The sequence below is a fragment of the Paenibacillus sp. 276b genome (assembly GCF_900107875.1).
GTDB lineage: Bacteria > Bacillota > Bacilli > Paenibacillales > Paenibacillaceae > Paenibacillus > Paenibacillus marchantiae.
The window spans coordinates 536,806-563,512 of record NZ_FNRR01000003.1 but is presented as its reverse complement, the minus strand read 5'-3'; the positions used below and the strand labels follow the sequence as shown (position 1 = coordinate 563,512).

Sequence of the window (26,707 nt, the reverse complement as noted above, 5' to 3'; positions counted from 1 at the left end):
TCGCCTATTTACATATTGGTTTCCGTATACTATAGTTAGTCACATGAGTAACTAACCGACTAACTAATTAACGATGAATGAAAGTTGGAATCGCATGAAATCGAATTTGGATGAATCTCAGCCCATTTTTCATCAGATATCCATGATGATTATGGATGACATTGTAGACGGCAGATTGAAGGTAGAGGAACAGGTTCCGTCTACCAATGAGCTCTCTCGCTTTTACAATATTAATCCAGCCACGGCACGCAAAGGGCTTCAAATGCTCGTGGACAAAGGTATCATTTACAAACAGCGGGGTGTTGGAATGTTTGTTGCGAAGGGAGCCAGGGAAGCGTTGCTTGTTGAGCGAAAACAGCATTTCTACGAGGAATATATTAAACCTTTACTTGAAGAGGCCAGACGGATTCACATGAATGAGGATATGATTATTGATTTGATTCGCGGCAAGAAGGATAAGGAGAGTGAGTTATGATTCATATTGAGCAGATGAACTACAGCTATCAGAAAACAAAAACGCCGGTTCTGAACAACGTTACTTTGCATGAAAATGAGCCGATCATCAGTGCAATGTGGGGAAGAAACGGTGCCGGCAAAACAACCCTGATGAGTCTACTCGCAGGCCATAACCGACCTGATGCTGGAACCATTCAAGTGATGGGCCAGGATCCATACAATAACTTGGCTGCGCAGGAGAACCTGTGTTATATCCAGGAGAACCATCCCCTGGGTAGAAATTGGACGATCAAGGACATGGTTCGATTCGGTCAATACTTCCATCCTCAGTGGAATCAGGCTCTTGCCGAGCAACTAATCGACATCTTCGAATTACCAGAGAAGAAGAAGATCGTCAAATTCTCAAAAGGCATGAAGACCGCCGCTCAGATGATATTGGGTCTTGCCAGTAACGCAAGGGTAACGATTCTTGATGAGCCCACCAATGGACTTGATGCTGAGAAACGTAAATATTTCTACAATGCTTTACTGGAGACTTATGAAGATAACCCGCGTCTAATTCTAATATCAAGCCATCATATTGAGGAAATTCAGCCTTTATGTGAGTCCCTTATCGTTCTGCAAGCAGGGGAAGTGTTGTTTAATCAGTCGATGGAAGAGATGCGCGAAAAAGGAGTTCTTCTAACAGGGAGAATAGAAGATATCAATCGAGTCACCGCAGACGTGAAGGTCATAGAATCTTCCCAGATGGGATCGACCTTGAAAGTGATGATTGATGAGCCATACTCGAAAACGTGGAAAGACATCGCTCATACGCAGGGGCTTTCCATTGAGAAGGCGACATTACAGGATTATTTGGTTAACAGGACGCGTAATCAGGAGGGGATTAAGCGATGAACTCGGTGAAAGGTACGAATCGGCTGATTCTGGATGATATGCGCTGGTATTTGATGATCTTCTCCTTCATCACCCTTATGCTTACTGTAGTCTATCTGGCCATTGGATTCATCTTCGATATTGCTTATACTACACAACTTTGTGGTCCAATGTATGGAGGGATCTGTGCTTTTGCGATTGCGGGAATCGTTACCTTGTTTCCGGTTGCGATAGGTATAGGGAGTACACGCATTCAGTTCATGAAATCCTTCTATATCATTTCGGTTTGGATGGTCATAGGCACAATTACCATCCTGAATATAATCTATTTTATTACGCATCTTCTCCTTGAATATGGAACACTTCGCGTAACCTTTTATCAACCAGGCATGCTGTACTCAAGCGAATATCATTTTTTCTCCTATTTGTGGATCGATCTGATGATTGGTTTTCTCGTGCTGGGACTGTCCATCTTTTCAACCGTCTGTTGGATCAGATTGGGGATGCGCAATTTTTTCAGTCTGTTCTTTGGATTTAGCTTAATCGTCACGCTGGTATTTACTTTGACCGATCTTAGTGAGTTTATGTTGTGGATTGCGGGAGTCAATCGCATGACATTGTTCACTGCTCTGGGAGTCATTGGAGGTGCTTTGCTTCTGAGCACGTACCCCATGATGAAGAATGCACCGCTTACAATGAAAGGCAGAAAAGATTGATAAGATCAGAAAAACACGAGTGCGTACATACACGCCTCGTGTTTTTTTGTATGAGTTAAGCTTGAGCTTGTGGTTTGAATCCTTCTTCTTTGAGATACTCGCCTGCTTCGCTACGCGTTTCGAAAGCCATATCCAGATTAACACCGGAATACACATACCACATGTCATCTTCATATTTTAAAGTAAGTGTATGTCCATCTTCATCGACCCATGTTCCGCCACCGGTAGAGGTTGTAGCCAATGTAGGAGCAGCTTTGGCTTGTTCTGGCTCTTCTGATTCTACTGCGTTGGGATTGGTTGACATTGCTTTAATCGTTTCATCTAACAATGTGCGTAGATCTGCTTCGGAGTAATCACGAATATTGACGAATCCTTTATTATCTGTCTCATAGTTGGGCAGCAGCCCTGCATAGATATAACCGTTACCGTTAGGATGAATATGGAGAGCAACGATCTTTTTCTCGTACGCACTTTCTTCGTAGTGGAAATTAACACGGCCGAGAGAAACATCTTTGCGTTGCAGTTGGGGATACGATTGTAGCACTTCAAGCTTTTGTTCAACGTTAAGCATATTTTCCTCCTGTTAGTGTTGGGTAGTGGTGATTATAACATACATAGGTGAAAAGATAAGCATCAAAAAACAGGTGCAGTATAGCACCTGTTTGAGGATTCACATCATAGATGATCGCTTGTAATAGTAGCATTAAATGAATATCGTGGAAAAGTGCGCTTCCTTCTAGTGGAAAATGAGAAGCGCGCCTTTCTGTTAATTTCCAGATAGAATACTTTGCCCCAGTTCTTTCAGGTGTTCCATCGCTTGCAGATAAGGATAAGGTCCATAACTTACGCGTGCCACACCCAGCCCGGCAAGTTGTTTCGGTGAAGGTTCATGGGATGTAACCATCACGTTGACCGGAAGCGACGAACGTTCACACAATTCCTGAATCAGTTGTTGATTCTGTAAGCCCGGAACGAACAGACCACTGGCGCCTGCTTCTGCATATGCCTTGGAGCGAATAAGTGCTTCTTCCAGGAGAGGGTGATTGTGTCGTTCAGGTGCATTTTGCAAAAAGATATCTGTGCGGGCGTTAATGAACAGCGGAATGCCTGCCTGCTCCGCAGCTTCCTGGGCAGCCGACAGTCTCAGACATTGCTCCTCCACAGCGTACAGTCCCGCGCCAGAGGGGAGCTGATCCTCAATATTAATTCCTACCGCACCGTGATGGATCACTTGGCTCACATTTCCCTTCACTTCTGACGCCAACCTGCCATACCCTCCCTCAATATCGATAGTAACAGGCAAATCCACGCTCGCTGTAATCCGGGCCAGATTGTCCAGTACCAGCTGGAATGGCATCGCTTCTCCATCTTGTTCACCGTGGGCAGCAGCTACAGACCAGCTTCCAGTAGCGATTGCTGCTGCTCCAGCAGATTGGATGGCGAGTGCACTCCCGGCATCCCAGACATTGACCAGAACCAATGGATTGCCTTTGGTATGGGATTGGTGGAACATCAACGCTTTTTTTTGTAGGGTACTCATAAGACTTATCTCCTCCGTTACATAGCTGTATCCTTCATATCACTTGCCGTTCTTTTCTTATCTATTGAGTACTCAGCTACCCTGCTTCTCGTGAGTTAAAAGCCAGTTTTTGCGTGTCAGGCCTCCTCCGTATCCACCCAGTTCACCACTAGCATTGATCACACGGTGACAAGGAATAACAATAGCTAGCTGATTAGCTCCGTTGGCCTGTGCTACCGCTCGACATGCTGTGGGTTTACCCAGTGCATTCGCGATATCTTGATATGACCTCGTCTCCCCCGGCGGGATCGCAATCAATTGCTCCCATACACTCTTCTGGAATGGTGTTCCTAACCAGAACAACGGGGTATGGAATACAGCTAGCGTGCCTTCAAAATACTGTGCAAGTTCCCGTTCAATGGAACGAATCGGATCTGTTACTCCAGGTACAATGGCTGACTTCGTTCGTTTGCGCAATCGTTCCACCTCGCGCTCCAGACCTCTTCGATCCACGAATTCGAGCAGATATAATGCTTTCTCATCGGCTACAGCCATCATGGGTCCAAGACGTGTGTCGATCCAGGACGCCTTCAATACATGTTCTTCATCTACTTGTGTAGGCGCTGCGCCCATGATTCGCGAGAAGGCATCCCGGAACCCGCTGCCAGACTCGTAGCCGGTGGACAGCTGGGCATCAATGACCGTACGACCGGAGCGAATATTTTTCAGGGCCAGTCCCATACGGCGGGCACGGGCATACTCCACAAAGGTCATGCCAAATCGCTTCTTGAACTGACGTCTGGCCGTCGATTCGTCGATGGATAATGCCTTGAAGTCCTGGCCTTTCCAGCGTTTCTCCGGATGGTTCTCCACGGCTTCCACCAATACGCGTACCACATCAGATACCTGATTGGGATGAGACAACGGGCGGCAACGCTGGCAAGGACGATACGAAGCAAGCAATGCCTGCTGCGCCGTCTCGTAGAATTCACAGTTTTCGAATTTTGGTTTTCGCGCGGGGCATGTAGGCCGGCAGAATACACCCGTCGTCTTGACGCCTACATAGAATAAACCTTCGTATTCCGAATCCTTGGCAACCAGAGCCTCATAGTATTGTTCTTTCAGTTCAGCAGAAATCATTGGGCGCACGTCCTTATATCAGTAGAGTTTATCCTTATTGATATTATAAAAAAAACGATGCGCAGGGCATCGCCGAAAATCAGGCATGAATATTTTTATTTCATCAATACATTCTTATTATTTGTTCGTCCAGTCCAGTTTACCAGAAAGATACCCAGGAATATGCATAGCCCGCCCATATAGACGTAATTCCGAATGACTTCGCCCAGAAGCAGCCAGCCGGATAAGACCCCGAAAAATGGAGCAAGAAACAGAAACGCACTTGTCTGGCCCGGATCGCCCTTGCTTAACAGGTAATACCACGTAGCGAACTGCACAATGGAACCGAGGATCGCCAGATATAGAATCACCCCTATGGACGTGGTGTTCAGGATGAGTTTTGTTGATTCCATGGTAAAACTGAGCAATAACAGCGTTAGTCCGCCGAATAACATCTGATATGCCGTTAGCACCCATGTGCTGAAGTGTGAGCCCCATTGTTTGACCAAGAGGGTAGCGATCGCCCAGGACAAGGCAGACCCCATACCCAGTAACGTTCCTCCGGAGAATTGAAGATGGAAACCAAGCGTGATGAAAACTCCTGTTATACCGATGAGCACCCCAAACCACTGGTATACCTTATATCTCAGACCAAGAAATACACTCCCGAGAAGAACTACCAATAGCGGATTTGTAAATGTGAGAATGGATGTCTGCCCGGAAGGAATAGTGCGCATGCTCAGGAAAATGCAGGCCATCACACCCGTCGTCTGGAACAGACCGATGACGAACAACCGGAGCCAGTCAGGCGCGGTCACGGGAAGATTTTTATTTCGCACCCAGAGCGCCATTAGTCCTCCAGCGAGCGTAAATCGAATGCCGACCAGCAGAATGGGTGAGACATAAGTCAATCCGATTTTGCCCACAGCAAAGGATGAACCCATAAGCGAAGTGGCGAGTATAACGAGCATCATAAAAGCAAAGCGATTCAACCTTTTACCCCCTCAAATAGCATGTTTTTTTGACCCTTTCAGGGTAACACGCCAACATTTCAGGGTTCATCGAAGTGTATTAACGAATTGAATTTAGTACTCATTTACATAATATGGAGCTTAATGTGAGACGATATGGTGTAGTAATTACTATAGAAGGTGCTGATTGGAAAGTTCTCTTTGGATGAATGCATAAGGTTTGTTACTTTAGATAAATGGAGGGAGTACCAATATGAATCTTAATAAAAATAAATCTATTCTCTGGGTGTCTGTTCTATGTATTCTGCTGTTGACCAGCGCATGTGGGGCAAAAAACAACAACGAATCCGTACAGGAACACGCCTATCCACAATCAAAGCAGCCCATAGAGGAAGCGGGAAATAGTTCCGTTCCCAATATGGAGGCGAAGAATAACAATAATCAGGCGAACGAAAGTGGGAATGAAGGCAAGCCTACGGCCCAATCGGAATCCTCCGCTGATACGGCAGGACAGGTCATGATCGTCATTGACCAGACGGATAAGCCGTCCGAGGGCAATAGCTTTGATTTTGCGATAAAACAAATTCCTGAGGGCTATGCTTTATCCGAGATGCGCTGGACGTCCAACACGGTAACGATTGTGAATTCCTACAAGGAAGCGATCGAGCATGGCGCGAATGGAAAAGAAGGGTTTTATATCAGTGGTGACGGGCAATTCTCCGGATTTATTTATTCGGATGAGATGAAGGGTGAACGCGGCAAAGCGACGTTTGTATTTACCAATGAAGAGGGGAAAGAAGTGACCTCGGAGAAGGAAATTAAATTAAAATAATCAGGCAGATCATAACCGTGTGCAGTGCTTTCTGTTAATTCAAAAATGGAAAATGAAACAGACACATTATACGTGCGCCTTCATTTCTCCCATAAATGAGTAAAAGCAGCCGTCAAGGCTGCTTTTTATTGATCTGCAAGCTTACGCTTTGTTCTAGTAGACTGAGTGTGTCCAGCTCTCGTGTCTATAACGGACCTGCTCCTACATGAAGTCGAAGAAATAACGCACCACGTGGAACATGACTGGAGAGGTGTACGTCAGGCTGTCGACCCGGCTCAGGTAGCTTTTTTTCAACGCATCGAACTTATTGTCATCCCCGATTAACAAATCCCGCTTCAGAACAGAAACCGTCAGACTTCCGAAGAACCCTGCCAGAGCGATCAACACACCGATGAAAAGCGCGAAACGTGCATCAAACGGAGTCAGGTAAGGATGAATGAAATAAGAGGCAGCGGTGGTTATAACGAATGCACAGGCGAACCCTTCCCATGTCAAAAAAGGATTGGCCGTGGGCACCACTTTGCGTTTGCCCAGATAGAGCGAGGCCAGATAATGCACCACATCATTCAGCTGGGTTAATACGACCAGGAACAGGACCAGCTTTGAACCATATTCCGGTGTTGCGAACGGGAAGTAGGCTAGATGACTAAGTCCAAATACCATTAGCATTAATCCCCATTGCGTCGAGCTGACACTGCGCAGGAAACCAACCGTGCCCTTATTAATTAGACGGGGCAGGGGCAGCACCAGGAAGACATAGAGTGGAATAAACACGATAAACATCCCATACCATCCAATATAGATCCAGTAGAACTGTACCGGAATCGCCAGATACGCCCATAGAAACAACCTGCGATCAGCTTTGCGGGTGCTGCGGATCATGGAGAAGTACTCTTTCAGCGCGAAAAAGGTGAGTACCATAAGGGAGATCAGGGAGACAATCGGATTGAAGAGGGTGGCGAGACAGAAGATGACAAACATGCCCCACCAGGTTTTGATTTTGTTGCCAATGCCCGAATAATCCTTATCCGGCTGAAGCTTCGTAATGATTTTGTACACGATATGTATGACCAATAAAGCAATAAAAATCAGTGTTAAGGTAAAGAGTGAACTGCTCAAGTACAATCACCTGCTTATCCAGAAGTAAGATTCCAATATAGGGTACCTATGTTATTATGAAGGAATAGTGCCAACTTGATAAGGGGAAATTTCGTTATGACAGAACCACGCTCCATCTATATCCTGCTTACGAATACGGGAACGTTGTTTACCAAAGTCATTCAAAGTTACACCAGAGCGCCATACAATCATGCCTCCATCTCATTTGACCGGGAATTATCCGAGCTGTACAGCTTCGGTCGCAAGCATCCGAGCAATCCGCTGAATGGCGGGTTTGTGAAGGAAGATATTCAGACAGGTACATACAGTAAATATCCAAATACCACATGTGTCATTTATGAGCTTCAGGTGACGGAGCGTGAAGTGGAAAAAATGAAACGGGTGCTGCACATCTTCATCCGCAGCCGCCAGAAATATATGTACAATCTGCTTGGTGTGATTGGCATTACGTTGAAGGAGCCTGTGGAGTTCAGCAACTCCTACTTTTGCTCGCAATTTGTTGCCGAGATACTGCAGCGTTCAGGCATCAAGCTGTGGAACAAGCTGCCTGCGCTGGTGACCCCGGATGATTTTCGCCAAAGTGAACAACTGCAGTTGGTGTATGAAGGGAAGTTAAGCGATTATACGCCGGGAATTGAAAAGGGTGAATGAGGGCAAGGAGTATGTCTTAAGACCATGCGCTCGCTTTCTTATCACTCAAAAAACATAATATAAAACAGCCTGCCGCCACGGATTTCCGCGCAACAGGCTGTTCGGTTTGTGTAACGCTAGATCGATGGTGTAGAGGAACGGTCAAAATCAACCTCTTCGAGGAATTCGATCACTTCACCATTTGGACTATGCACAACCGCATTTCGAACTTGAAGTGGGGGCTCACCAAGTGAGATCCAATCGGGTTGAATATATGGTTGTGCACCATGAGCAAGCGCTCGCTCGTAGATCTCTTCCACATGGTCTACGTAAAAGGCGAAATGCAGTAATGCCCCATGTTTTACTGCTTCGGGAGACTCTGCTGGTTCACCTTCGGCCGCGATTACGGCTCCGGGGTCAAACAGTTCAATGCAGGTCCGTTGATCCGGTGAGATCAGCATGCACGCCTCAGTAATTTGAAAGGCGGGCAGACTCCAGGAGTGACCAACTTTAAATCCTAATACATTCGTATAGAATGAGAGGGTATCCTCATAATTACGTGCTTGAATGGCTACGTGAGCAAGTCCGTTTACACTCATGCTCATCACTCCTTCTTCAGATTGTTTTCTAAAGTATAAAGGGAACGCTGCATTGGAACCATGCGATATCAAAGGATATAATGGAGTGAGAGTTGCGATATATAAGCTCTTTTATCCCAAAAAACTTATTAAATTAGCCTGATTCTCGGGAGGGTCTACAAATGGGTTATGTTATAGATGAGATCGACCAGCAGATTATGCGTCTGCTGCAGCACCATGCTCGTATGCCAATTGTACAGATTAGCAAAGAGGTGAACATGTCCCAGCCTTCAGTCAAGGAGAGAATTCTCAAACTGGAGGAAAACGGGGTCATATCGGGATATTCAACCATCTATGATCTGGCCAAACTAAATCGTGGGACAACGACTTTTATTTTGCTCAAAACAGAGCATTGTGAGGAATTCGTTTACTTCTGTGAACAGGCTGTTGAGGTTACGGATTTATATCGGATTAGCGGTGAGTACAACTATCTGATCAAGGTACAGACGGCAACCATTGAAGAGCTTGCAGAGTTCCAAGACTCGCTTGTGAAGCTTGGTCCATCCAAATCCCATATCAGTATGAAAAATATAATGGAACACCGTGTGCTGCTCTAAGTAGCAGCGAAGCACGTTAGTGTATGGGTGGCAGGATATTCGGTCCTGCCATTATTCATTGTGCACGTGCACAATGAATTTCGTCTGTTCATCAATATTTATTTGGCTTACCAGTAACTATAATGAAAGCGTGTTCAAAAAAGGTTTATCCTTTAATAACACGGATGGGGTGGGAGAAGATGAGAGAGACGACATTTGTACTGGCACCGGATTCATTTAAAGAGAGCATGACAGCGAAAGAAGTATGTGTGGCCATGGAGAAAGGATTGCGTAAAATCTACCCAACCGCCAACTATATTCATGTACCGATGGCTGACGGAGGCGAAGGAACAGTGCAGTCGCTGGTGGATGCTTCTGGCGGCGTAATTCACCAGAGAGAGGTGAGCGGGCCACTGGGACAGCCTGTACTAGCGCAGTATGGTATTCTGGGCGAGGGGTTAACGGCGGCGATTGAGATGGCATCGGCGAGCGGCATTCATCTGGTGACCAAGGCAACCCGGAACCCGCTTCACACGTCAACCTATGGCACGGGAGAGCTGATTCGGGCGTGTCTGGATCAGGGTATTCGCAAAATCATTATCGGAATTGGTGGAAGTGCGACCAACGATGGGGGTACAGGCATGGCCGAGGCGCTTGGCGTAACTTTTCTGGATGCACACGGGCATCCACTTGCACGTGGAGGTGGGGCACTTGATCAGTTGGCACATATCGATGTGTCCGGCCTGGATGAACGATTGCAGGATGTGGAGTTCATTGTCGCCTGCGACGTAACGAATCCGTTATGTGGAGAGCATGGCGCTTCACGGGTGTTTGGACCGCAGAAGGGAGCTACACCGGAGATGGTACAGGTGCTGGATGCGAATCTTTCCCATTATGCAGATGTGGTGAAGCAGCAGCTGCACAAGGATATACTTGATGTGCCGGGTGCTGGTGCGGCAGGTGGTTTGGGCGCAGGGCTTTTGATTTTTACACAGTCTGTGTTGCGCAAAGGTATTGAAATCATCATTGAATACACTGGATTGCGTGACAAGCTGCTACATGCGGATGTGGTGTTTACGGGCGAAGGCGGCATTGATTTTCAAACGAAATTTGGCAAGACGCCTTACGGTGTAGCGCGTGCTGCCAAGGAAGCAGGCAAGCCAGTTATCGCCATTGCAGGTTACGTTGGTGAAGGGATAGATATGTTGTACACTGAAGGTATTGACGCGGTGTTCGGTATTGTGCCGGGGGCGGCTGATCTGGAACAACTTCTGCGCGAAGGCCCGGAGAATGTGGAGCGTACAACCGAGAATATTGCGAGAGTGCTAAAATTGGGTCTGATTTCTTAACATTCTGTGGTTCGGTTATGAGGCGTAGCCTGTTCATAACAGATGGCAATACTGGCGTCTCGTCTGCTAACAGAGATGAAGGCATGAGTTTTTATTCAGATTTCTCTTCGTTATGGGATTCCTCGACTAATTTCTCCGCAGTAATCATATGTTTGGTTCCGTTCAAATACTCCAGATGAGCCTTGCCCCAGCCGCACATGCCATCCAACAGCGTACCAATCGTCTGCCCGTGTTTGGACAGACTGTACTCGACCTTCGGTGGAACATCGCCATAGAGAGTGCGCACAATAATCTGATCCTGTTCCAGCTCACGCAGCTGTTTCGTTAACGTGCCCTGCGCTACATCAGGAATCATGCGTCTTAGTTCACCAAACCGTTTCGTGCCTTCCTTCATTAAAATAAACAGGATGAGTGGTTTCCATTTTCCATTAATGGCTTCCAACGTAACGAGAACACCTTGTAACCGTGGCTCCTGTAAATCCATAGTATTCACCTCAATTTAAACAACTATATGTAACTTCATCATACCTGATTTCTTCGCGTTCTGCTTGTTTTGTCTATGTGAATTGGGCAGGAATAACTGTGTCATCTGGTTCCAATAGTACGAATTTTCGTACCTGGTACGATTCAATTGCGTACTGTTCAGGGCTAATCTTTTCGATAATAATGAACAAATGCTAGAAAAACGAAAAATCCAGCTATACGAGAGGAAAATGCAGAATGAGTCCATTTACATTGGAGAATAAACGTGTCGTGATTATAGGAGGAAGCTCTGGGATTGGACTTGCAACGGCAATCCAGGCTGCTGAGGCTGGTGCACATGTAGTTATCGCGGGACGATCGGAGACCAGACTAGAGGAAGCGAGGGAGCAGATTGCTCGTGTCGCAGGCAAAGGCAAGACTGGCACGGTGTCCATCGAAGTGTACGTATTGGACAATCAGGATGAAAAGCAAATCGAACAATTTTTCAATCAGGTTGGTGCATTCGATCACCTGTTCACCCCTGGAGCTGCATACACCCGTGGTCCGTTAACTTCAGATCGAGAGACGGCCGAAAGCTGTTTCAAGGGCAAGTTCTGGCCTCAATATTTTGCTGCCAAATACGCAGCTTCGTATCTATCGGCTTCGGGTTCGATCACGTTAATGTCGGGGGGCTTCAGCCAACGCCCACTGGATGGTGGCGCTTCTTACGCAGCGTGTAACGGAGCGATTGAAAGTCTGGGCAAAGCACTTGCAGTGGAGCTCGCGCCTGTTCGCGTGAATGTCGTGTCCCCCGGAACCATCTGGCGAGAGGGGCAGGAGGGTACACCTCGCGGTGAACATTTTAAAGACTATGAGAGGCTGTCTGTGCTCAAGCGTGTGGGCTACAATGGGGAGATTGCACATACGGTTACTTACCTTATGACGAATACATTTACGACAGGAAGCACATTGTTTGTGGATGGCGGATATACGATGATTTGATGCGTCTACCTGTTTGTTATACAGGGAGCAGTGGAGGAGTATAGGGAAGACGTGACAAGAATCTTAATTTTTATAGAATATAGGACTCTATAATTAAATGAAGAAGTAAACATGATGAATAATGACGAAAAATATTTGAAATCCGGACTGTTTTTCACCTACAGGCCGGATTTTTTTCCGTTTATTGGAGTGAATGTTCAGAATCCGTTCAGAGTTGCGTACTACACTAGACCTAGATTGATAGGCAATTAGACATGATGCCTAAAAAACATGAGACAAGGAGGACAACGTTTTATGTATTACAAGAAGCTTATAAGTTGTTTATTAGCTGTAGTTTTGGTATTACAGGTAGTTAGTGTGGGAGGGGTTGCAAGTGCGGGTCCAGCTCCTACCGCATTGGAGCAGCTTAATGAAATAAGGAATTCATATGAGGATATTGAAGGAGCAATTTCAAGTGTCCAAAGTATCCTGACAAGCGGAAGTTTAATAGATATTACCGATATAATGACTACCTATAACCTGCTGACTCAAGAGCAAAAGAATGAACTGGTACGAGGAATGATTCTTTTGCTGCCACGTGAGATAGAGTATGAGAATCAAAGCCAAGTAGAGTATGTTTTTGCACTATTATATAACTTGGTCAAGCTGCCTAAAGAAACTAGTCCAGATACTGTACAGTATATTTTAAATGAGATATATGGTTTGTATAGCCATGCTGGTGGTTTTCTCCCTTCTGACCAAGCAGAACCCATGGTTGAGGAGAGTGCTACTTACAGCACGTTGAGAGGCGCCGACAAGGTGATGTATACAAATATCGTGATGTTTGGACCTGCTTTAGGAAAATATGAAACGCCAATCAATTATAATGGACAAATCGAATTATTAATGGATTTGCTGTCAAGATATCTTCCTATTAATGTTCCGAATAATATTTCGGACATGGAAGCTACACTAGATAGCATGTTTGGGCACTATTTTATGACTATGATGTTCGGGATGGATCCCTCAGTTACCGTTCAGCCTTTTCCAGTTAATATGGAGAAAATGTCTACCATAGAGAACAATGATCAGAAAAGGGCGGATCTTGCACAGTGGATGATTGAACACAGGCCAGTTGAAGGTTACGACGATGTGACACAGCTGCAAGCTGTATTTGATGCATTCTTCGAGCCTGAAGGTGATTCTTTGTTGGATCAGTATAACGAGCTCAAAAAGAAAGCAGACCGGGGTAACAGCAATGATTTTATTCAAGAAGCTATCTTGCTGCTTAGTAATAAGCAATTCATTGGCACGCCTGATTTTGAATCTTTGCCTGTAGAAGATCAGGAGGCTATTGCAAAATACTTATTAGATATCGAAGCGCCAACAAGCTATGGATATGAGAAAAAGGGGCAAGTTGAGTTCTTGGTGCAATTAGCTCTGAAAGCTCTTGAAGTGACTCGCCAAATCGATGGACCGAATGCATTAGTTGCACTTAATGACCTGTATAGTAAGCAAGCAGAAAGAATAAATCATTTTGATTATCCGAGTGCTGAAGATAATTTCTATCCACTCATTGCTGCATATAGCACTGCCTCCGAGGTAGATAAAAGCACAACGGCTTATCTATACGAACTTAAACTCAAAAAAACATCTTCCATTTCAAGCGTTTTGAGATATATAGACACAGCAGTGGAAGATACACCTTTCATTAATCGTGCAAATACGACTGAGGAAATGGTAACGTCACTGGATAAATTAAATAAAATTCATGAGAACATTCTGACTTATAACGAAGCGAATCCAGGAACTCCGATAACGAGCTTCGCTTTGGATACAAGCAAAATGGATAACTTGACACCAGAAGAGCAGGAACAGTTGGCTGATCATATGCTTACTGAAAGACCGATTGGTGGATATGCAAGTTTTGAATCCATTCAGACTACATTTAACGAATTTTTCCCTGGTAATGAAATTGATGCGTTGGCTGCTGTAAATGCTGCAAAGAGTAGCAACGATATTGATGGTATGATTCTGGCCGTGGAAAATCCTGATCTGGAAATTAATTTACCGAATGGATACTATGAATCCTTGCAAGTTAAGAAATTCATTGCTGGTTTCCTGATTGATTATGTGAAGAACGATTATAGAAATAAAGATCAGGTTCAATATATGATTGAACTCGCTGTTCTGGCACAATCCATCTGGGGGCAGAAGGAATTCGACGTTCTTAAAAACAAACTGGATTTATTTGCACAAAAGTTGGTGGATGGACCAGATTATTTTAATGACCAACAAACATATGTGCTGCGCAGCTTGGGGCAACAACATTTGGACCGTAGCCAAGTAGATAAAGGAGTTTTTGCTTATAAATACCTGCATCAGGTGGCTTTTGAAAGGTTGGAAGGAGAATTTAAAGGGAATATTGTTAATCCGGACATTGTGCTGAATCTCTTTTCTATGCCTTTGGAATCCTTTGAGAATGCTACTTCTATTCCGCTAATGGATCAATGGCTTGATCATGCCATGAACGAATGGATTGCAGGGGAAGCATTCTTCGATAACTATAAATTTAGACGTACAGGTGCCCTTGATTTGTCCAAAAGAGCTGAACTTAGCACGGAAGGCAAAAAAGAACTGGCCGAATGGGTGCTTAATGAACAAGACAGATACGAGGATGTTGGGAATCTACAATATGTAATCAATCAATTCTTTACGGCCCCTAATGTAACGGGAAATGATATCAACAACACGATAACCGGCTTGGATGACACGATGGAGATCTCCCTTAACGGCAAACTGAACTGGATTGATGTTGCGTCTATTCAGAAATTTGATTTTAGTGGTGACAAAACGGTATGGGTTCGTTACAAAGCCATCAGTGACTTATTGCCAGGACGTGCGGTGAAGATTGTCTTCACGGCGAATGGCGATAGCAATAACGGAAATGGTTCAACACCAAACACTGGTGGAAGCACAGGAGGTGGATCGTCAGTGACTACACCTGTAACGACTACACCGACGACCAAGCAGGAACAAATCGTCGTGGACGTGAACGGAGCGAATGGCACCAACCTCACCAAAACGCCAATTACACGTACAACCGAGGTAGACGGTACGATTAAGGACCTCGTGAAGATGTCTGAGGCGATTGCCAAGGAATCGGTGGAAAAAGCGAAGCAATTAAACATGAATACTGCACGCATTGTCATCCCTGACGCCAAAGATGCTGTGTCTGAGACACGCATTGAACTGCCAAAAGCAGCGGTGAAACAGCTGAATGATGGTGGGCTTAACCTTGAGATTTCCACAGAGAACGCTATTATCTCGGTTCCAACGAAGTCGATTGCCGGATTCGACCAGGATCTGTACTTCCGCGTCGTTCCGTTGAAAAAGGAATCCGAGCGTAAAGAAGTGGAAGAACGTGCGAAGAAAGAGCAGTTGATTCAACAGATTACTCCAAATTCAAACGTGAAAGTACTGGCTCGTCCGGTTGAGATTGAAACGAATATGCAAAGTCATGAAGTAACACTGACATTACCGCTGCGTGACAGTCTGCCAACTGATCCGGCTGCACGCCAGCAAGCTTTGGACAACCTGGCTGTGTACATTGAACACAGTGACGGTACGAAAGAGTTGATTCAAGGCAAACTGGTGAAGCTCAGCGATTCTAGTGAAGGCATCGAGTTTACTGTTAACAAATTCAGCACGTTCACGCTCGTTGTGGTGGATGGACTGAAAGCTTCCCAAGGCTCGCACAACCCGTATATCAACGGATTTGGTGCTGATTTCCGCCCGGATGCATTCGTAACCCGTGCGCAAATGGCAGCGATGCTGGCTCGTAATCTGTCTGATGAAGCGGGAACTGCATCCTCGAACGCTGTAAACTACGACGATGTATCTGCTACCCATTGGGCAGCGAGTGATATTCAAAAAGCGCAATCCGCAGGCATCATGAACGGTATGAACGCCACTCAATTTGCACCCGAAGGTTCGATTACCCGTGCACAAATGGCGACCATTGCATACCGCTGGATACAGCAACAAAGCGTAGACGCATCAAGCAGCACAACACAAGCAACAGATGGTGCTGGATTTACAGATGTGTCCGCCGACCTTTGGGCTTTCGATGCAATTGCCTACGTACAATCGGCTGGCCTGATGACCGGATATAACGATGATACATTTAAACCGAACAGCAAACTGACTCGTGCTGAAGCCGTGAAAGTATTAAATGTACTGTTCAAACGGACGCCGGTAACAGGCGTAACTACGCCATCTTTTATAGACGTACCTGCAACACACTGGGCTTTTGCAGACATTGAGGGTGCGGCACAGAAATAAGATAACCATATCTATAACAAAAGGGGAGCCCAACCATGAAAACATGGCGGGGCTCCCCTTTAAATTATTTAAAGCCAGCTCAGCAAGCACATCGTTGCTCGCCGAGTTGGCTTTTTTAGTTTAACGAACGAAGTGAATGCTATTCATAATAAGGCGTATATGATTCCTTAGCGTGTTTAATCACTTTCATGTGGAGCGTCTTTGTAAAAAACTCCATCCCGCAGTTGATCTACAAATCCCTGCAACCACTCATAATACTGCTCCGCATGCTGAAGTTTATGCAAATCGCGCAAAGCGTCTTCCCGTTCCTCCGGCGGAGTTGTTCTGGCGAGAATAATCTCCGATAACTGCGGAATGACCTCCCGAAGGCTTTCCTGCATCACGTCGATTTCCCGTTGAAGCTTGGCCCCGAAGAAGTTCTGAAACGTACGGAAAAAGTTGGTTTCGGCCAGATACTGATCCTGGCGTTCCCGCTTTTCCTCCAATTTATAGATCATCTGAGATTCGGTAAGCGAACGTACAGCATAACTCATATTACTTTTGCTCATGTTCATGGACGTTTTCATCTCTTCAAGCGTCATGGGACGATCCTCAAAATACATAATGCCATACAGTTGACCAAATGAATGATTGACTCCATACAGATCCATGGTATTGGCAATGGCGTCAATGACTTTCTCCCTCAGCTCGGGCCGATAGGACAACGACGAATGGTTCTGGTCCTCGGCAGCTTCTTTTCCCACAATCTCACCTCTAGTATATGGATGGGACTCCCTGTTTCCTTTTCATATTTTACATGACCTCGCGTTATTTTAACATAACCCGGAATTACATTTTTCAAATGTATTATACAATCATTTTTGTACAGAAGAGATTAAAGGGAGATTAAAGGGAGTTTAAGACATGATTTTTAGAGAAATTAAATAAAATTTGGACGATTAGGAGTGTGCAAATTGCGTGTGAAATTATGGAGGGAGACAGAAGCGGTTCTCTTCACCCTTCCTGCCCTTATCCCATTACTCATTTTCTGGCTGGGGCCTTTGGGATACATTGTTTATCTGAGTTTTACGGATTGGGACTTCATGAGTCCTGACAAATTATTCGTCGGTTTGGATAACTACAGCTATCTGCTAACCAATTCTGAATTTTACCGTTCATTAAAAGTTACGCTGTTGTTCGGTCTTGGAAGTGTAGTGCCTACGATTGTGGGTGGATTGGCGCTGGCCATGCTCATGAACAGCAAGATTAAGTCCTCCGGCTTGTTCCGGACGCTGCTGTTCTCCCCTTGGGTGACTCCGACAGTCGCAGTCTCCATTGCGTGGTCATGGATTTTCGAACCTGAAGTGGGGCTGGCCAACCTGTTGCTTGGCTGGGTCGGCATATCCCCGATCGGCTGGCTGAAAGATCAGAACTGGGCACTGGTAGCTGTGCTCATCGTCACGCTGTGGAAATCGATTGGCTGGTCTATGGTATTTTATCTGGTCGCATTGCGTAACCTGCCATCCGATCTGCTTGAAGCGGCATCGATTGATGGGGCAGGCAGCTGGGACAAGTTCCGAAGCATTACACTGCCGTTGATTTCACCCACCACGTTCTTCCTGTCCATCATTCTGACGATCCAGTCGCTTCAGGCTTACGACCAGATCAACGTGATGACGCAAGGGGGACCAGCGGGATCAACAAGAACACTGCTTTACATGTATTATCAATCTGCATTTGAGTCCTTCAATGTGGGCGAGGCTTCTTCCATCGCCGTTGTTATTATTCTGATCTGCGTTCTGCTGTCAGGAGTATCTTTCCTGCTCGGCCGACGCCTGGTGCACTATTGATGAACATGACCACTCTAAGCAACCAAACAAGAAAAGATAGTCTTCGTGAGGAAGTGCAGAAACGGAAGGTCCCTCGTGCAGGAAAAGGATTTGCTACCGCACTTCGCTATCTGCTGCTTGTGCTGGTGAGTCTGACGATGGCATTTCCGTTCTACTGGATGGTCATTAGCGGTTTAAAGACCAATGACGAGATCTGGCAGTTCCCGCCAACCTTCTGGCCCGAAACGTTCCGCTGGAACAATTATGTGGATGCGTGGCAGTCTGCTCCATTTGCCCGTTACATTCTGAACAGTACAGGGGTAGCGGCAGCGATCTGTCTGATCCAGGTCATTAACTCCAGCATGATGGCCTATGCACTCACCCATATGCGTTTTCGTATAAAAGGGGTTCTCACCGGACTGATTCTGGTAGGCTACATGATTCCGAGTACCGCCGTTTATTTGCCCAGTTATTTGGTGCTCAGCGAACTTAAATTACTGGATTCCTATACCGGACTGATTGTGTCCAACTGTGTCAGTGTGTTCTCTATCTTCCTGATTCGTCAGGCGTTCATGCAGGTATCCCACGAATTGGTGGAAGCCGGCCAGTTGGATGGAGCGTCGCACTTCCGCATTCTTTGGACCATTATGACGCCGCTGGTTCGTTCGTCGTTTGCCGTGATGGTGTTGATTACTTTCATTGACCAGTACAACAACTATTTCTGGCCGATGCTCATTACCAAAGACCCGAATCTGCAATTGGTATCCGCAGGTCTGCGCAGCTTTTTCGTGGAAGGTGGAGCCTACGGTCTGGCATGGCCGCAGATCATGGCTGCCAGTGCTTTTACCATCGCACCGCTGCTTATCCTTTTCCTGTTTACCCAGAAAACGATCATGCAGAGTGTGAATATTACTGCCGGCGTGAACAAGAACTGATTTTCACAACATACTTTATATAGGAGGAATCAAAATGAAATTGGGTCAAGCGAGTATGAAATGGCGTAACAAATTAAAGCTCAGGTGGAGAGGGGGCATGTCGCTGGTACTGGCTGCGAGTTTTGCCCTGATCACCGCGTGTGGTTCCTCTGCCGATAGCGGTACGGGCACGGGTTCAGATGCAGTAGCTGCGAATGGAGCTGATTCTGCATCAAGTAGTCCGGTCGAGATTGAGTTCTGGTATGGTCTGGGTGGTAACCTGGGAGATAACATGAAGAAGACGATTGACGCCTTCAATGCATCCCAGAACGAAGTTGTTGTGAAAGGGATTGTACAAGCCGATTACACGGAGACCGAACAGAAACTGCAGGCTGCCATTGCCTCGAAAAAAGTACCCGCCGCTGTACTAAGCTCCAATATCGACTGGGCGCGCAAAGGCTACTATGCACCTCTGGATGAGCTGATCGCCGCCGATCAGAGCTTTAACAAGGAAGATTACGTGCAAACCTTCCTGGAGCAGGGAAAAGTAGACGGCAAGCAATATTTCTTACCGATGTACGGAACAACTCAGATCATGTATTACCGTATGGATGCGCTGAAAGGTAATAATATCGATCCTGCCACTCTGACCACGTGGGAGGCACTTGCTGAAGCGGCAGCGAAGATGAGCAAGCAGGAGAATGGCAAGACAACCTTCTACGGCTGGGAGCCGATGTGGGGTAGCGATAACATGATCGACGCCGTGCTGGGTAAAGGCGGGAAAATTCTGAGTGATGACGGCAAGACCGTAACGATTGATTCACCGGAATGGGTAGAGACGTGGGAGCTGTTCCGCAAGTGGATTAATGAGGACAAGACCATGGGTATTCATTTTGGCGGCCAAGGCTGGGAGTACTGGTACAAAACCATTGATGATGTGATGAAAAATAAAGCAGCTGGATACACCGGTTCCAGCGGTGACCAGGGAGATCTGGATTTCAGCATCGTTGCAGCTATGGAACAACCGGGCTGGGAAGGTGTAGGCCAAGGCAAACCTGTAGCGAGTGCGATCATGGCAGGTATCCCGGCCGAAGCAAGTCCAGAACAGCAACAAGCAGCTTATAAATGGCTGACGTATTTCTCGGAAACAGCGAATACAGCCGCTTGGTCCATGAACACAGGTTACATTGCAGTTCGTCAATCTGCTCAAGAAGATCCTGCTTTCAAAACGTTCAGTGAAGAGAACCCGCAAATCAAGGTTCCACTGCAGCAGGCTTCCCATGCTTCGGCTCCGTTCCAGGACCCGACTGGAGGCAAAATCAATGATGCACTGAAGGATGCGGCAGATCAGGTACAGATTAATAACATTCCAGCGGCACAAGCGCTGAAGGAAGCCAAAGAAAAGGCTCAAAAAGAATTGGATCGCGTGAAATAACAAAGGAAACAGCTTAACTTGGAGGAGCGGTGCAGTCAGTCATATGTGCCGCTTTTCTGACTTAGTAATTCAGCAGAAAAGGAGCGTAACCGATGTCCGATTTAATGCTGGGGAGCCTTTCTACCCCAATTGAGGCTATTTTATTTGACAAGGATGGGACATTGCTTGATTTTACAGCCATGTGGGGCTTCTGGACCGATTGCGTGATGGAGAACTTCCGGGAAGAGCTTGCTGCCCGTGGCCTTCAGTTCAATGCAGCAGAGATTCCTCATATATGGGGAACATTCCATGATGAGCAGGGACGAATGAACGGCTATGATGTGCGAGGACCCCTTGCCATGGGAACGATGGAGGAAGTCTACGCCGTATTAACTTGGCATGGCTATCGTGCAGGATTAAGCTGGGCGGAAGCGAAAATTATTGTGAGGGAATGTTTGTTACAGGCAGAATACGCAATGAATAAGGAGCGCCCTGCTCAGCCCCTCCCAGGCGTTCTTGCCTTTCTTGAGCACTGTCGCAGCAAAGGACTGAAAATGGGTGTCGTCACAGCGGATGAGACAGAAAATGCCCTAAGTCATTTGAAGTGGATGGGGATTGAATCTTTTTTCACCGTAGTTGTAGGAACGGATCAGGTTGGACGGGGAAAACCGTTTCCTGACATGTTGCTGCTGGCGTGTGAGCGTCTGGGTGTACCTACTGCAAGAGTTGTCGTGATCGGCGATACGGATGGTGATATGGAGATGGCTCGTGCTGCCGGAGCTGCCTGGAAGATTGCTGTCGGCGAACCTGCTCATATCAAGCTTGCGGATCTTACGGTTCGTTCGTTTGATGAATTGCTGGAAGTCGAGGTAAACCGATGACGAACCATTCGTATACGGGATGGATACTACTTGCCCTAGCGATTGGATTGGAGCTGAGCGGTACGATTCTGATGAGGGTCTCGGATGGTTTTACCCGCGTATGGCCTTCCATTCTTATGTTTGCTTGTTATGGAGCGAGCTTTACCCTGTTGAATTTTGCTGTGAAGTATATGCCGCTGGGTGTTGCTTATGCCATCTGGTCGGGTGTAGGCATTACATTGATTGGGATCGTGGGACATTACTTTCTGGGTGAACGTCTGAAGGCGATGTCGATCGTCTGGATGGGCTTTATTCTGATTGGCATTATTGGACTGAAATGGAGTGATTCCTGATGGATAATGAAAATAAATACGAACAACCGATAATCAGCTTCCAGGTCATCACAGATACTCATGTGAGAGAGCAGGCTGATCATATCCATAACCGTCATCTGGAGAAAGCGCTGGAAGACATCGCAACGTATAGCCATGGCAGCAGCGGAATTATGCATGTGGGCGATGTGACCGATCGTGGACTGCCGCAAGAATACCAAGAGTTGCAGCGTATATTGGAGGCTCACGGCGAATCACTGCCTCAAATCCGTTACACTGTAGGCAATCATGATATTGGAGCCATTCTATGGGGAGATCCGCCGCTGAACCTGACCACAATGACCCAGCACGAAGTGGGTCAGGTGTTGGGGCATTCAGGGGATATGGGCCAGGTCGAGGCTCATGGTATTGAAAAACCCCAGAATTCCATCTCAATTGAAGAGTTATGGCAGAAGCGGCTGAGTGATTTTACAGCAATCACAGGTATGAACGGATCGTATCATGACCACTGGATCGACGGTTATCATTATATCTTTCTAGGTACGGAGCAGCCTCATCCGAAAGATTGTGATATGTCTGCCGATCAACTGCAATGGCTGGAAACAAAACTGTCGGAGCAAGCATTGCCTGAGCAGCCGATTTTTGTCTTTCTCCATCAACCACTGATGGATACAGTCGCGGGTTCCATGAAGGAACAGGGTTGGTATGGTGTGAGTCAGGACGCAGCATTAAAGGCAATTCTAAGTCGTTATCCGCAGGTCATTCTCTTCTCTGGGCACACCCATTGGCAATTAGAGGCTCATCGCACCATGTACGAAGGGGGCGGACAGCTGCCAACGATGTTTAATGCATCTTCCGTAGCTTATCTCTGGACGGATGAGGATGAGCATCTGGAGGGAAGCGAGAGTCTGCATGTGGATGTATACCGTGATCGGGTTGTCGTTAAGGGACGTAATCATATAACCGGGAGCTGGATTGAAGGCGCGGAATATACGGTTCCTTATCCGGTAAAAGTAAACGGCAGTAATTGATCCATACATCGGGCAAGTTGATGGAATATGCAGGGCAGCAATAGAAGACTTCGCTCGTTAATTGAAGCGGAGTCTTTATTATTGCTGTAAAAGTTCCACGTGAAACGTAGCAGTGGTACTTGAATCTGGACAAACTTGTAAATGGGTATCGCGGAGATCTATACTCAAATAAGTGGAAACGCGCCTGCCAGTACGTACGAAAGGGCGTTGAAGCAATACAAAATTATTCTTCGTGCACGTTATTTAATAAACCTTGAGACAGAATTTCATCAGCTCAAAGTTACACCCAGATCTGAACAATACCAGTCGTAAACTGGAACTATCGATCAGTAGAGAGGATGTATGTGCGCATGAGGGAACTTCAAGTAAACACAAGATATGGCACGGTTCAAGGAGAGCTTCTGCATGGAACGAGTGTATGGAAAGGCATTCCTTATGCTACACCACCCGTGGGTGAATTACGCTTTCAGGCTCCAATCCCACCCGAGTCGTGGGACGAAGTTCGGGAGGCGAAACAATTCGGTCCTGAAAATATACAGCCAAGAAATCCTCAAGCCGAGGGCCTATCTGGACAGCCTCCGGTGGAATCGGAAGATAGCCTTTACCTGAATATCTGGGCACCCGAAAAAGAAAGCCATGATCCACTTCCCGTAATGGTATGGATTCATGGCGGATCTTTCGTTTCAGGCGCTGGCAGCCAGCCCATGTACGATGGAACACAACTTGTCCTCCGGGGAGACGTTATCGTCGTGACGATCAACTATCGCCTGGGGCCGCTAGGGTTCTTGCATTTGGCTCCGCTTGGAGATGGTTTTACATCTAATGTGGGTTTACTGGATCAGATTGCTGCGCTGCAATGGGTACAGGACAACATCGAAGCTTTTGGCGGTGATTCGCATAACGTCACTGTATTCGGAGAATCTGCGGGCAGCATGAGTATTGCGGCTTTGATGGCGATGCCAGCAGCCAAAGGGTTATTCCACCGCGCCATTATGCAAAGTGGAGCCTCACAAGTTATGCCAGCAGAGCAGGCTTCAGTCTTTCGTGATGGCATGCTGAAGGTTCTGGGTGTAACACCGGATGACCTGCATAAACTCAAATCCATTCCAGTGGAGCAAATCATCGCTGCTGGCGAGACGGTCAAACAACAAAGCGGTGCAGGGATGGCCCTGTTGTTCCAGCCCGTACTGGATGGAGTTACACTTCCGAAGTCGCCTCTTCAGGCGGTAGAAGAGGGAGCGGCACAGGATATCCCTGTACTGATTGGAACCACTTTGCATGAAGGCTCGTTGTTCATTCAGCCTCAGGTGCCTTACTCCGAAGAGATCAACATGGTGAAGGCTGTTGATTTTATGACACCTGATCTGGAGAATCGGGCTGCCATTGCGGACAATTATCCCAAAACTGCAGATGGCCAGGCCCAGGTGATGACGGATCTGTTCTTCTGGCGCTCGGCTGTGCAATATGCGGCTGCTCAGCAGAAACATGCACCTGTATGGATGTATCGCTTTGATTGGGTGATGCCGGAGCATCCACTGCTGCATAAATCAATCCATAGTATCGATATCTTCTTTGCTTTTAATACGTTACCTGTATTGAAGTTTATGAATGCCGAACCGGATGCTGCCGCGGTAAAACTTGCAGGTAAAGTGCAGGATGCATGGATTTCGTTTGCCAAGCAGGGCAAGCCTGAGACATCGGAAGTTAATTGGCCTGCCTACGAAGATAATCGCGCTACGCTGATATTCAATCATGAAGTAGAGGTGGTCCATGACCCGGAAGCTTCCAAACGTGAGCTGCTGGGGCTATAGTTCGACCCTGTTTGGACTTCATCTCAACATAGACAAAAGGTGTGTCTCGTCATTGGCTGACGAGGCACACCTTTTTTTACGATGGATCAAACTTGCCGGCTTTAATGGCAAGCGCTACGGTAATATCTTTAACCTGAACCTATGTGCTGTGAGTGGAATGAGCCCGGAATTTATTTTCGGGAAGCTCTTGTCTTGGATACATCGTCACAGTAAAACGCTCGCTTGCCCCGGGAGAACAGCACCAGCATGACATGAACGAATAACACCGAGAGAATAAGCATATGCAGACCAAAAATTCCGACAGAGATCCACACCTTATAAGGTTCGAGCATCACATTTTCGTTCAGAAAGGCATAATCAGTTATGAATTGAGCTACGGTGACCAAGATCCAAGGGGCATAAAGTGCCAGCAACCTTTTGAACAGGGATGCGCTTGAAGGCTCGCCAGTTTCCCGGTTAACATATCTGAACCGCATGAGGGCAGACCCTGGAGTCTTGCCATCTCGCAAGGATGGAATAAAGAAAAATACAAACAGCATGGCGATCACCGTATTTAGCGCACTGACGATCACATTTGTATTACTCCAATTAAATATGGACATCAGATTGGACAGGAATACAACAACTACACCGTCAATGATAAGTGCCAGTAATTGAGGCACAGGATAGACCTTGTTTTGTTCCAGAATCTGCTCGCTCTTCGCCTGAATACTTGCTCGAGACGGGAATAAGGCAAGCAAGATGGGAGCTGCGAAAAATCCCAGTATCGTTCCTGAAGTATTCAGTAACAGGTCATCCACGTCAAACAGCCGGTACGGGCAATCATAAAAACCGTAGAAGCCGGTGATCTGGGTAATCTCAAAGAACAGGGATAAGCCGAATCCGCTTAACAAAGCCTGTTTCCAGTACGATCTCTTTTGCCAAAAATAACGGATATACACGCCAAGTGGCATGAGAAGCATTACGTTGAACAGAACCTGCAGAAAAGCTCTGCCCTGAATCATTCCCATATAGCTGGCCGGTTGAGACCAGATGATTGGTGTTTCTTTCATAATATCTTTTACAAAGGTGAACGGAACAAGGTTGTAATATACGGTATCCGCTGCTTGCTGTGCACATGTATTACGAGTGGTCGGGAAAGGAAGAATAACCAGACAGTACGCAGCCAGTAGGTAGAAAATAAATGAGAAGCTGACCCCAAACCGCGACCAGCTAAAAAATCCATCTTTCCGATATCCGTAGATCAACCAAGGAACCAGCAGAAACATGGCGATAAGGACAAAAATAAAGAAAGCCGTTTGGACAGGAAAAACATAGGGTGACATGAGCAGAAACTCCTTTTATAGGATATATATCAGCATTTCGTGTAAGACACGACTTTTAAGAATAGTATTTCGTTGTGATGCTCCACCATTTTTCTTTTATTGCTTCAGTATAAGGAATCTTCCTTAAATCAGGGGGCGGGGCAATCTTAAATTTAGTTTAAAATCAATTAACCACCGTGGCCTATATGGAACAATGGATTGCATTCCCGTATACTTGCGAGGAAGCCACAAAATGAATGGAGAGTTTAATACATATGTCTAATTTGCCTAATTGCCCCAAATGTAATTCCGAATACACGTACGAGGACGGTAATTTGTTGGTGTGTCCAGAGTGCGCGCACGAATGGGCGCTAGCGTCTGAACAAGAGAATGCGGAAGAAACTAAAGTAATACGCGATTCCAATGGTAATGTCCTGAATGATGGCGATACCGTTACGGTCATTAAGGATCTGAAGGTGAAAGGCAGCTCACTGGTAGTTAAGCAGGGTACCAAAGTCAAAAACATTCGTCTGATTGACGGTGACCATGACATCGACTGCAAAATCGACAGCCTGGGTGCGATGAAGCTGAAGTCCGAGTTTGTGAAAAAAATCTAGCATCTCCTTTTGGCACGCTGGATTGCCATGTTATTGGCCTTGTCTTAAACCATAAAGAACGTTCATTT

Annotated in this window: 26 protein-coding genes; 17 read left to right on the top strand and 9 right to left on the bottom strand. The window is 46.4% G+C overall.

Features of this window, described 5'->3' with window-relative positions; genetic code table 11:
- Nucleotides 1-94: 94 nt before the first annotated feature.
- The 3 genes from BLV50_RS18465 to BLV50_RS18455 are packed head-to-tail and all read left to right on the top strand — an operon-like array spanning nt 95 to nt 2,048.
- Nucleotides 95-475 (top strand): GntR family transcriptional regulator, encoded by a 381-nt coding sequence (locus BLV50_RS18465; RefSeq protein ID WP_063565917.1) that lies wholly within the window; start codon nt 95-97, stop codon nt 473-475.
- Nucleotides 472-1,353, top strand: a complete 882-nt coding sequence (locus BLV50_RS18460) for an ATP-binding cassette domain-containing protein (protein WP_064641593.1) — start codon at nt 472-474, stop codon at nt 1,351-1,353. Before BLV50_RS18465 ends, BLV50_RS18460 begins: the two co-directional genes overlap by 4 nt.
- The gene (locus BLV50_RS18455) at nt 1,350-2,048 is read left to right on the top strand and encodes a hypothetical protein (protein ID WP_064641594.1); all 699 of its coding nucleotides are present in this window, start codon (nt 1,350-1,352) and stop codon (nt 2,046-2,048) included. The genes BLV50_RS18460 and BLV50_RS18455 overlap by 4 nt, the downstream gene beginning before the upstream one ends.
- 55 nt (nt 2,049-2,103) lie before the next feature.
- On the opposite strand, the gene BLV50_RS18450 is transcribed toward BLV50_RS18455, so the two are convergent.
- The 4 genes from BLV50_RS18450 to BLV50_RS18435 form a co-directional block, all read right to left on the bottom strand.
- Nucleotides 2,104-2,619 carry a hypothetical protein gene (locus tag BLV50_RS18450; protein WP_072733858.1) on the bottom strand — a complete coding sequence of 172 codons (516 nt, stop codon included), beginning with the start codon at nt 2,617-2,619 and terminating at the stop codon, nt 2,104-2,106.
- 195 nt (nt 2,620-2,814) lie between these two features.
- Nucleotides 2,815-3,588: an isocitrate lyase/PEP mutase family protein gene (locus BLV50_RS18445; RefSeq protein ID WP_090809296.1), complete on the bottom strand. Its 774-nt coding sequence runs from the start codon at nt 3,586-3,588 to the stop codon at nt 2,815-2,817.
- A gap of 72 nt (nt 3,589-3,660) precedes the next feature.
- The gene (locus BLV50_RS18440; RefSeq protein WP_079697064.1) at nt 3,661-4,707 is read right to left on the bottom strand and encodes a bifunctional transcriptional activator/DNA repair enzyme AdaA; all 1,047 of its coding nucleotides are present in this window, start codon (nt 4,705-4,707) and stop codon (nt 3,661-3,663) included.
- A 95-nt stretch (nt 4,708-4,802) separates the two neighbouring features.
- Nucleotides 4,803-5,678, bottom strand: coding sequence for a DMT family transporter (locus BLV50_RS18435; RefSeq protein ID WP_090809294.1), 876 nt, complete (start codon nt 5,676-5,678; stop codon nt 4,803-4,805).
- Nucleotides 5,679-5,910: 232 nt separating this feature from the next.
- Between BLV50_RS18435 and BLV50_RS18430 the strand changes: the two genes are divergently transcribed.
- Nucleotides 5,911-6,489: a hypothetical protein gene (locus BLV50_RS18430; protein WP_090809292.1), complete on the top strand. Its 579-nt coding sequence runs from the start codon at nt 5,911-5,913 to the stop codon at nt 6,487-6,489.
- Between the two features lie 201 nt (nt 6,490-6,690).
- Here the strand turns inward: BLV50_RS18430 and BLV50_RS18425 are convergent, their stop codons facing one another.
- Nucleotides 6,691-7,608 carry a phosphatidate cytidylyltransferase gene (locus BLV50_RS18425; RefSeq protein ID WP_090809290.1) on the bottom strand — a complete coding sequence of 306 codons (918 nt, stop codon included), beginning with the start codon at nt 7,606-7,608 and terminating at the stop codon, nt 6,691-6,693.
- Between the two features lie 96 nt (nt 7,609-7,704).
- On the opposite strand from BLV50_RS18425, the gene BLV50_RS18420 reads away from it, so the two are divergent.
- Nucleotides 7,705-8,259 (top strand): C40 family peptidase, encoded by a 555-nt coding sequence (locus BLV50_RS18420; protein ID WP_072733852.1) that lies wholly within the window; start codon nt 7,705-7,707, stop codon nt 8,257-8,259.
- A gap of 116 nt (nt 8,260-8,375) precedes the next feature.
- Here the strand turns inward: BLV50_RS18420 and BLV50_RS18415 are convergent, their stop codons facing one another.
- On the bottom strand, nt 8,376-8,837 hold the full coding sequence (locus BLV50_RS18415; RefSeq protein WP_090809288.1) for a VOC family protein: 462 nt from the start codon (nt 8,835-8,837) through the stop codon (nt 8,376-8,378).
- 161 nt (nt 8,838-8,998) lie between these two features.
- On the opposite strand from BLV50_RS18415, the gene BLV50_RS18410 reads away from it, so the two are divergent.
- Nucleotides 8,999-9,433: an Lrp/AsnC family transcriptional regulator gene (locus tag BLV50_RS18410; RefSeq protein ID WP_090809286.1), complete on the top strand. Its 435-nt coding sequence runs from the start codon at nt 8,999-9,001 to the stop codon at nt 9,431-9,433.
- Between the two features lie 179 nt (nt 9,434-9,612).
- A complete protein-coding gene (locus BLV50_RS18405; protein ID WP_090809284.1) occupies nt 9,613-10,761 on the top strand; it encodes a glycerate kinase family protein in 1,149 nt (382 codons plus the stop codon).
- Nucleotides 10,762-10,852: 91 nt separating this feature from the next.
- Here the strand turns inward: BLV50_RS18405 and BLV50_RS18400 are convergent, their stop codons facing one another.
- Nucleotides 10,853-11,245, bottom strand: coding sequence for a winged helix-turn-helix transcriptional regulator (locus tag BLV50_RS18400; RefSeq protein ID WP_090809282.1), 393 nt, complete (start codon nt 11,243-11,245; stop codon nt 10,853-10,855).
- Nucleotides 11,246-11,481: 236 nt separating this feature from the next.
- Between BLV50_RS18400 and BLV50_RS18395 the strand changes: the two genes are divergently transcribed.
- Together BLV50_RS18395 and BLV50_RS18390 are read left to right on the top strand one after the other, a co-directional pair.
- A complete protein-coding gene (locus tag BLV50_RS18395; protein WP_090809280.1) occupies nt 11,482-12,225 on the top strand; it encodes an SDR family oxidoreductase in 744 nt (247 codons plus the stop codon).
- A 294-nt stretch (nt 12,226-12,519) separates the two neighbouring features.
- Complete coding sequence (locus BLV50_RS18390) at nt 12,520-16,548, top strand: S-layer homology domain-containing protein (RefSeq protein WP_177031216.1); 4,029 nt, start codon at nt 12,520-12,522, stop codon at nt 16,546-16,548.
- A 176-nt stretch (nt 16,549-16,724) separates the two neighbouring features.
- Here BLV50_RS18390 and BLV50_RS18385 read toward each other — a convergent pair whose 3' ends face one another.
- Nucleotides 16,725-17,291: a GbsR/MarR family transcriptional regulator gene (locus BLV50_RS18385; protein WP_072733846.1), complete on the bottom strand. Its 567-nt coding sequence runs from the start codon at nt 17,289-17,291 to the stop codon at nt 16,725-16,727.
- Nucleotides 17,292-17,501: 210 nt separating this feature from the next.
- On the opposite strand from BLV50_RS18385, the gene BLV50_RS18380 reads away from it, so the two are divergent.
- From BLV50_RS18380 to BLV50_RS18350, 7 genes are all read left to right on the top strand, one after another.
- Nucleotides 17,502-18,377 carry a carbohydrate ABC transporter permease gene (locus tag BLV50_RS18380; protein WP_063565861.1) on the top strand — a complete coding sequence of 292 codons (876 nt, stop codon included), beginning with the start codon at nt 17,502-17,504 and terminating at the stop codon, nt 18,375-18,377.
- On the top strand, nt 18,377-19,291 hold the full coding sequence (locus BLV50_RS18375; protein WP_240321477.1) for a carbohydrate ABC transporter permease: 915 nt from the start codon (nt 18,377-18,379) through the stop codon (nt 19,289-19,291). The genes BLV50_RS18380 and BLV50_RS18375 overlap by 1 nt, the downstream gene beginning before the upstream one ends.
- Before the next feature lie 34 nt (nt 19,292-19,325).
- Complete coding sequence (locus BLV50_RS18370) at nt 19,326-20,705, top strand: ABC transporter substrate-binding protein (protein ID WP_063565862.1); 1,380 nt, start codon at nt 19,326-19,328, stop codon at nt 20,703-20,705.
- Between the two features lie 92 nt (nt 20,706-20,797).
- Complete coding sequence (locus BLV50_RS18365; RefSeq protein WP_090809276.1) at nt 20,798-21,565, top strand: HAD family hydrolase; 768 nt, start codon at nt 20,798-20,800, stop codon at nt 21,563-21,565.
- On the top strand, nt 21,562-21,897 hold the full coding sequence (locus BLV50_RS18360; RefSeq protein ID WP_063565864.1) for a DMT family transporter: 336 nt from the start codon (nt 21,562-21,564) through the stop codon (nt 21,895-21,897). The genes BLV50_RS18365 and BLV50_RS18360 overlap by 4 nt, the downstream gene beginning before the upstream one ends.
- The gene (locus BLV50_RS18355; RefSeq protein ID WP_090809274.1) at nt 21,897-22,907 is read left to right on the top strand and encodes a metallophosphoesterase family protein; all 1,011 of its coding nucleotides are present in this window, start codon (nt 21,897-21,899) and stop codon (nt 22,905-22,907) included. The genes BLV50_RS18360 and BLV50_RS18355 overlap by 1 nt, the downstream gene beginning before the upstream one ends.
- Before the next feature lie 350 nt (nt 22,908-23,257).
- On the top strand, nt 23,258-24,718 hold the full coding sequence (locus tag BLV50_RS18350) for a carboxylesterase/lipase family protein (protein ID WP_090809272.1): 1,461 nt from the start codon (nt 23,258-23,260) through the stop codon (nt 24,716-24,718).
- A 170-nt stretch (nt 24,719-24,888) separates the two neighbouring features.
- Here BLV50_RS18350 and BLV50_RS18345 read toward each other — a convergent pair whose 3' ends face one another.
- Entirely contained in the window at nt 24,889-26,043 is a 1,155-nt protein-coding gene (locus BLV50_RS18345) for a VanZ family protein (RefSeq protein WP_090809270.1), read from the bottom strand.
- Nucleotides 26,044-26,297: 254 nt separating this feature from the next.
- Between BLV50_RS18345 and BLV50_RS18340 the strand changes: the two genes are divergently transcribed.
- Nucleotides 26,298-26,639: a zinc ribbon domain-containing protein YjdM gene (locus BLV50_RS18340; protein ID WP_063565920.1), complete on the top strand. Its 342-nt coding sequence runs from the start codon at nt 26,298-26,300 to the stop codon at nt 26,637-26,639.
- Nucleotides 26,640-26,707 lie beyond the last annotated feature (68 nt).

Bases quoted from the DNA above. Each gene is read 5' to 3' on its own strand.
- BLV50_RS18465 (WP_063565917.1), top strand. From the start codon at position 95: ATGAAATCGAATTTGGATGAATCTCAGCCCATTTTTCATCAGATATCC.
- BLV50_RS18460 (WP_064641593.1), top strand. From the start codon at position 472: ATGATTCATATTGAGCAGATGAACTACAGCTATCAGAAAACAAAAACG.
- BLV50_RS18455 (WP_064641594.1), top strand. From the start codon at position 1,350: ATGAACTCGGTGAAAGGTACGAATCGGCTGATTCTGGATGATATGCGC.
- BLV50_RS18450 (WP_072733858.1), bottom strand. From the start codon at position 2,619: ATGCTTAACGTTGAACAAAAGCTTGAAGTGCTACAATCGTATCCCCAA.
- BLV50_RS18445 (WP_090809296.1), bottom strand. From the start codon at position 3,588: ATGAGTACCCTACAAAAAAAAGCGTTGATGTTCCACCAATCCCATACC.
- BLV50_RS18440 (WP_079697064.1), bottom strand. From the start codon at position 4,707: ATGATTTCTGCTGAACTGAAAGAACAATACTATGAGGCTCTGGTTGCC.
- BLV50_RS18430 (WP_090809292.1), top strand. From the start codon at position 5,911: ATGAATCTTAATAAAAATAAATCTATTCTCTGGGTGTCTGTTCTATGT.
- BLV50_RS18420 (WP_072733852.1), top strand. From the start codon at position 7,705: ATGACAGAACCACGCTCCATCTATATCCTGCTTACGAATACGGGAACG.
- BLV50_RS18415 (WP_090809288.1), bottom strand. From the start codon at position 8,837: ATGAGTGTAAACGGACTTGCTCACGTAGCCATTCAAGCACGTAATTAT.
- BLV50_RS18410 (WP_090809286.1), top strand. From the start codon at position 8,999: ATGGGTTATGTTATAGATGAGATCGACCAGCAGATTATGCGTCTGCTG.
- BLV50_RS18405 (WP_090809284.1), top strand. From the start codon at position 9,613: ATGAGAGAGACGACATTTGTACTGGCACCGGATTCATTTAAAGAGAGC.
- BLV50_RS18400 (WP_090809282.1), bottom strand. From the start codon at position 11,245: ATGGATTTACAGGAGCCACGGTTACAAGGTGTTCTCGTTACGTTGGAA.
- BLV50_RS18395 (WP_090809280.1), top strand. From the start codon at position 11,482: ATGAGTCCATTTACATTGGAGAATAAACGTGTCGTGATTATAGGAGGA.
- BLV50_RS18390 (WP_177031216.1), top strand. From the start codon at position 12,520: ATGTATTACAAGAAGCTTATAAGTTGTTTATTAGCTGTAGTTTTGGTA.
- BLV50_RS18375 (WP_240321477.1), top strand. From the start codon at position 18,377: ATGAACATGACCACTCTAAGCAACCAAACAAGAAAAGATAGTCTTCGT.
- BLV50_RS18370 (WP_063565862.1), top strand. From the start codon at position 19,326: ATGAAATTGGGTCAAGCGAGTATGAAATGGCGTAACAAATTAAAGCTC.
- BLV50_RS18365 (WP_090809276.1), top strand. From the start codon at position 20,798: ATGTCCGATTTAATGCTGGGGAGCCTTTCTACCCCAATTGAGGCTATT.
- BLV50_RS18360 (WP_063565864.1), top strand. From the start codon at position 21,562: ATGACGAACCATTCGTATACGGGATGGATACTACTTGCCCTAGCGATT.
- BLV50_RS18355 (WP_090809274.1), top strand. From the start codon at position 21,897: ATGGATAATGAAAATAAATACGAACAACCGATAATCAGCTTCCAGGTC.
- BLV50_RS18350 (WP_090809272.1), top strand. From the start codon at position 23,258: ATGAGGGAACTTCAAGTAAACACAAGATATGGCACGGTTCAAGGAGAG.
- BLV50_RS18345 (WP_090809270.1), bottom strand. From the start codon at position 26,043: ATGTCACCCTATGTTTTTCCTGTCCAAACGGCTTTCTTTATTTTTGTC.
- BLV50_RS18340 (WP_063565920.1), top strand. From the start codon at position 26,298: ATGTCTAATTTGCCTAATTGCCCCAAATGTAATTCCGAATACACGTAC.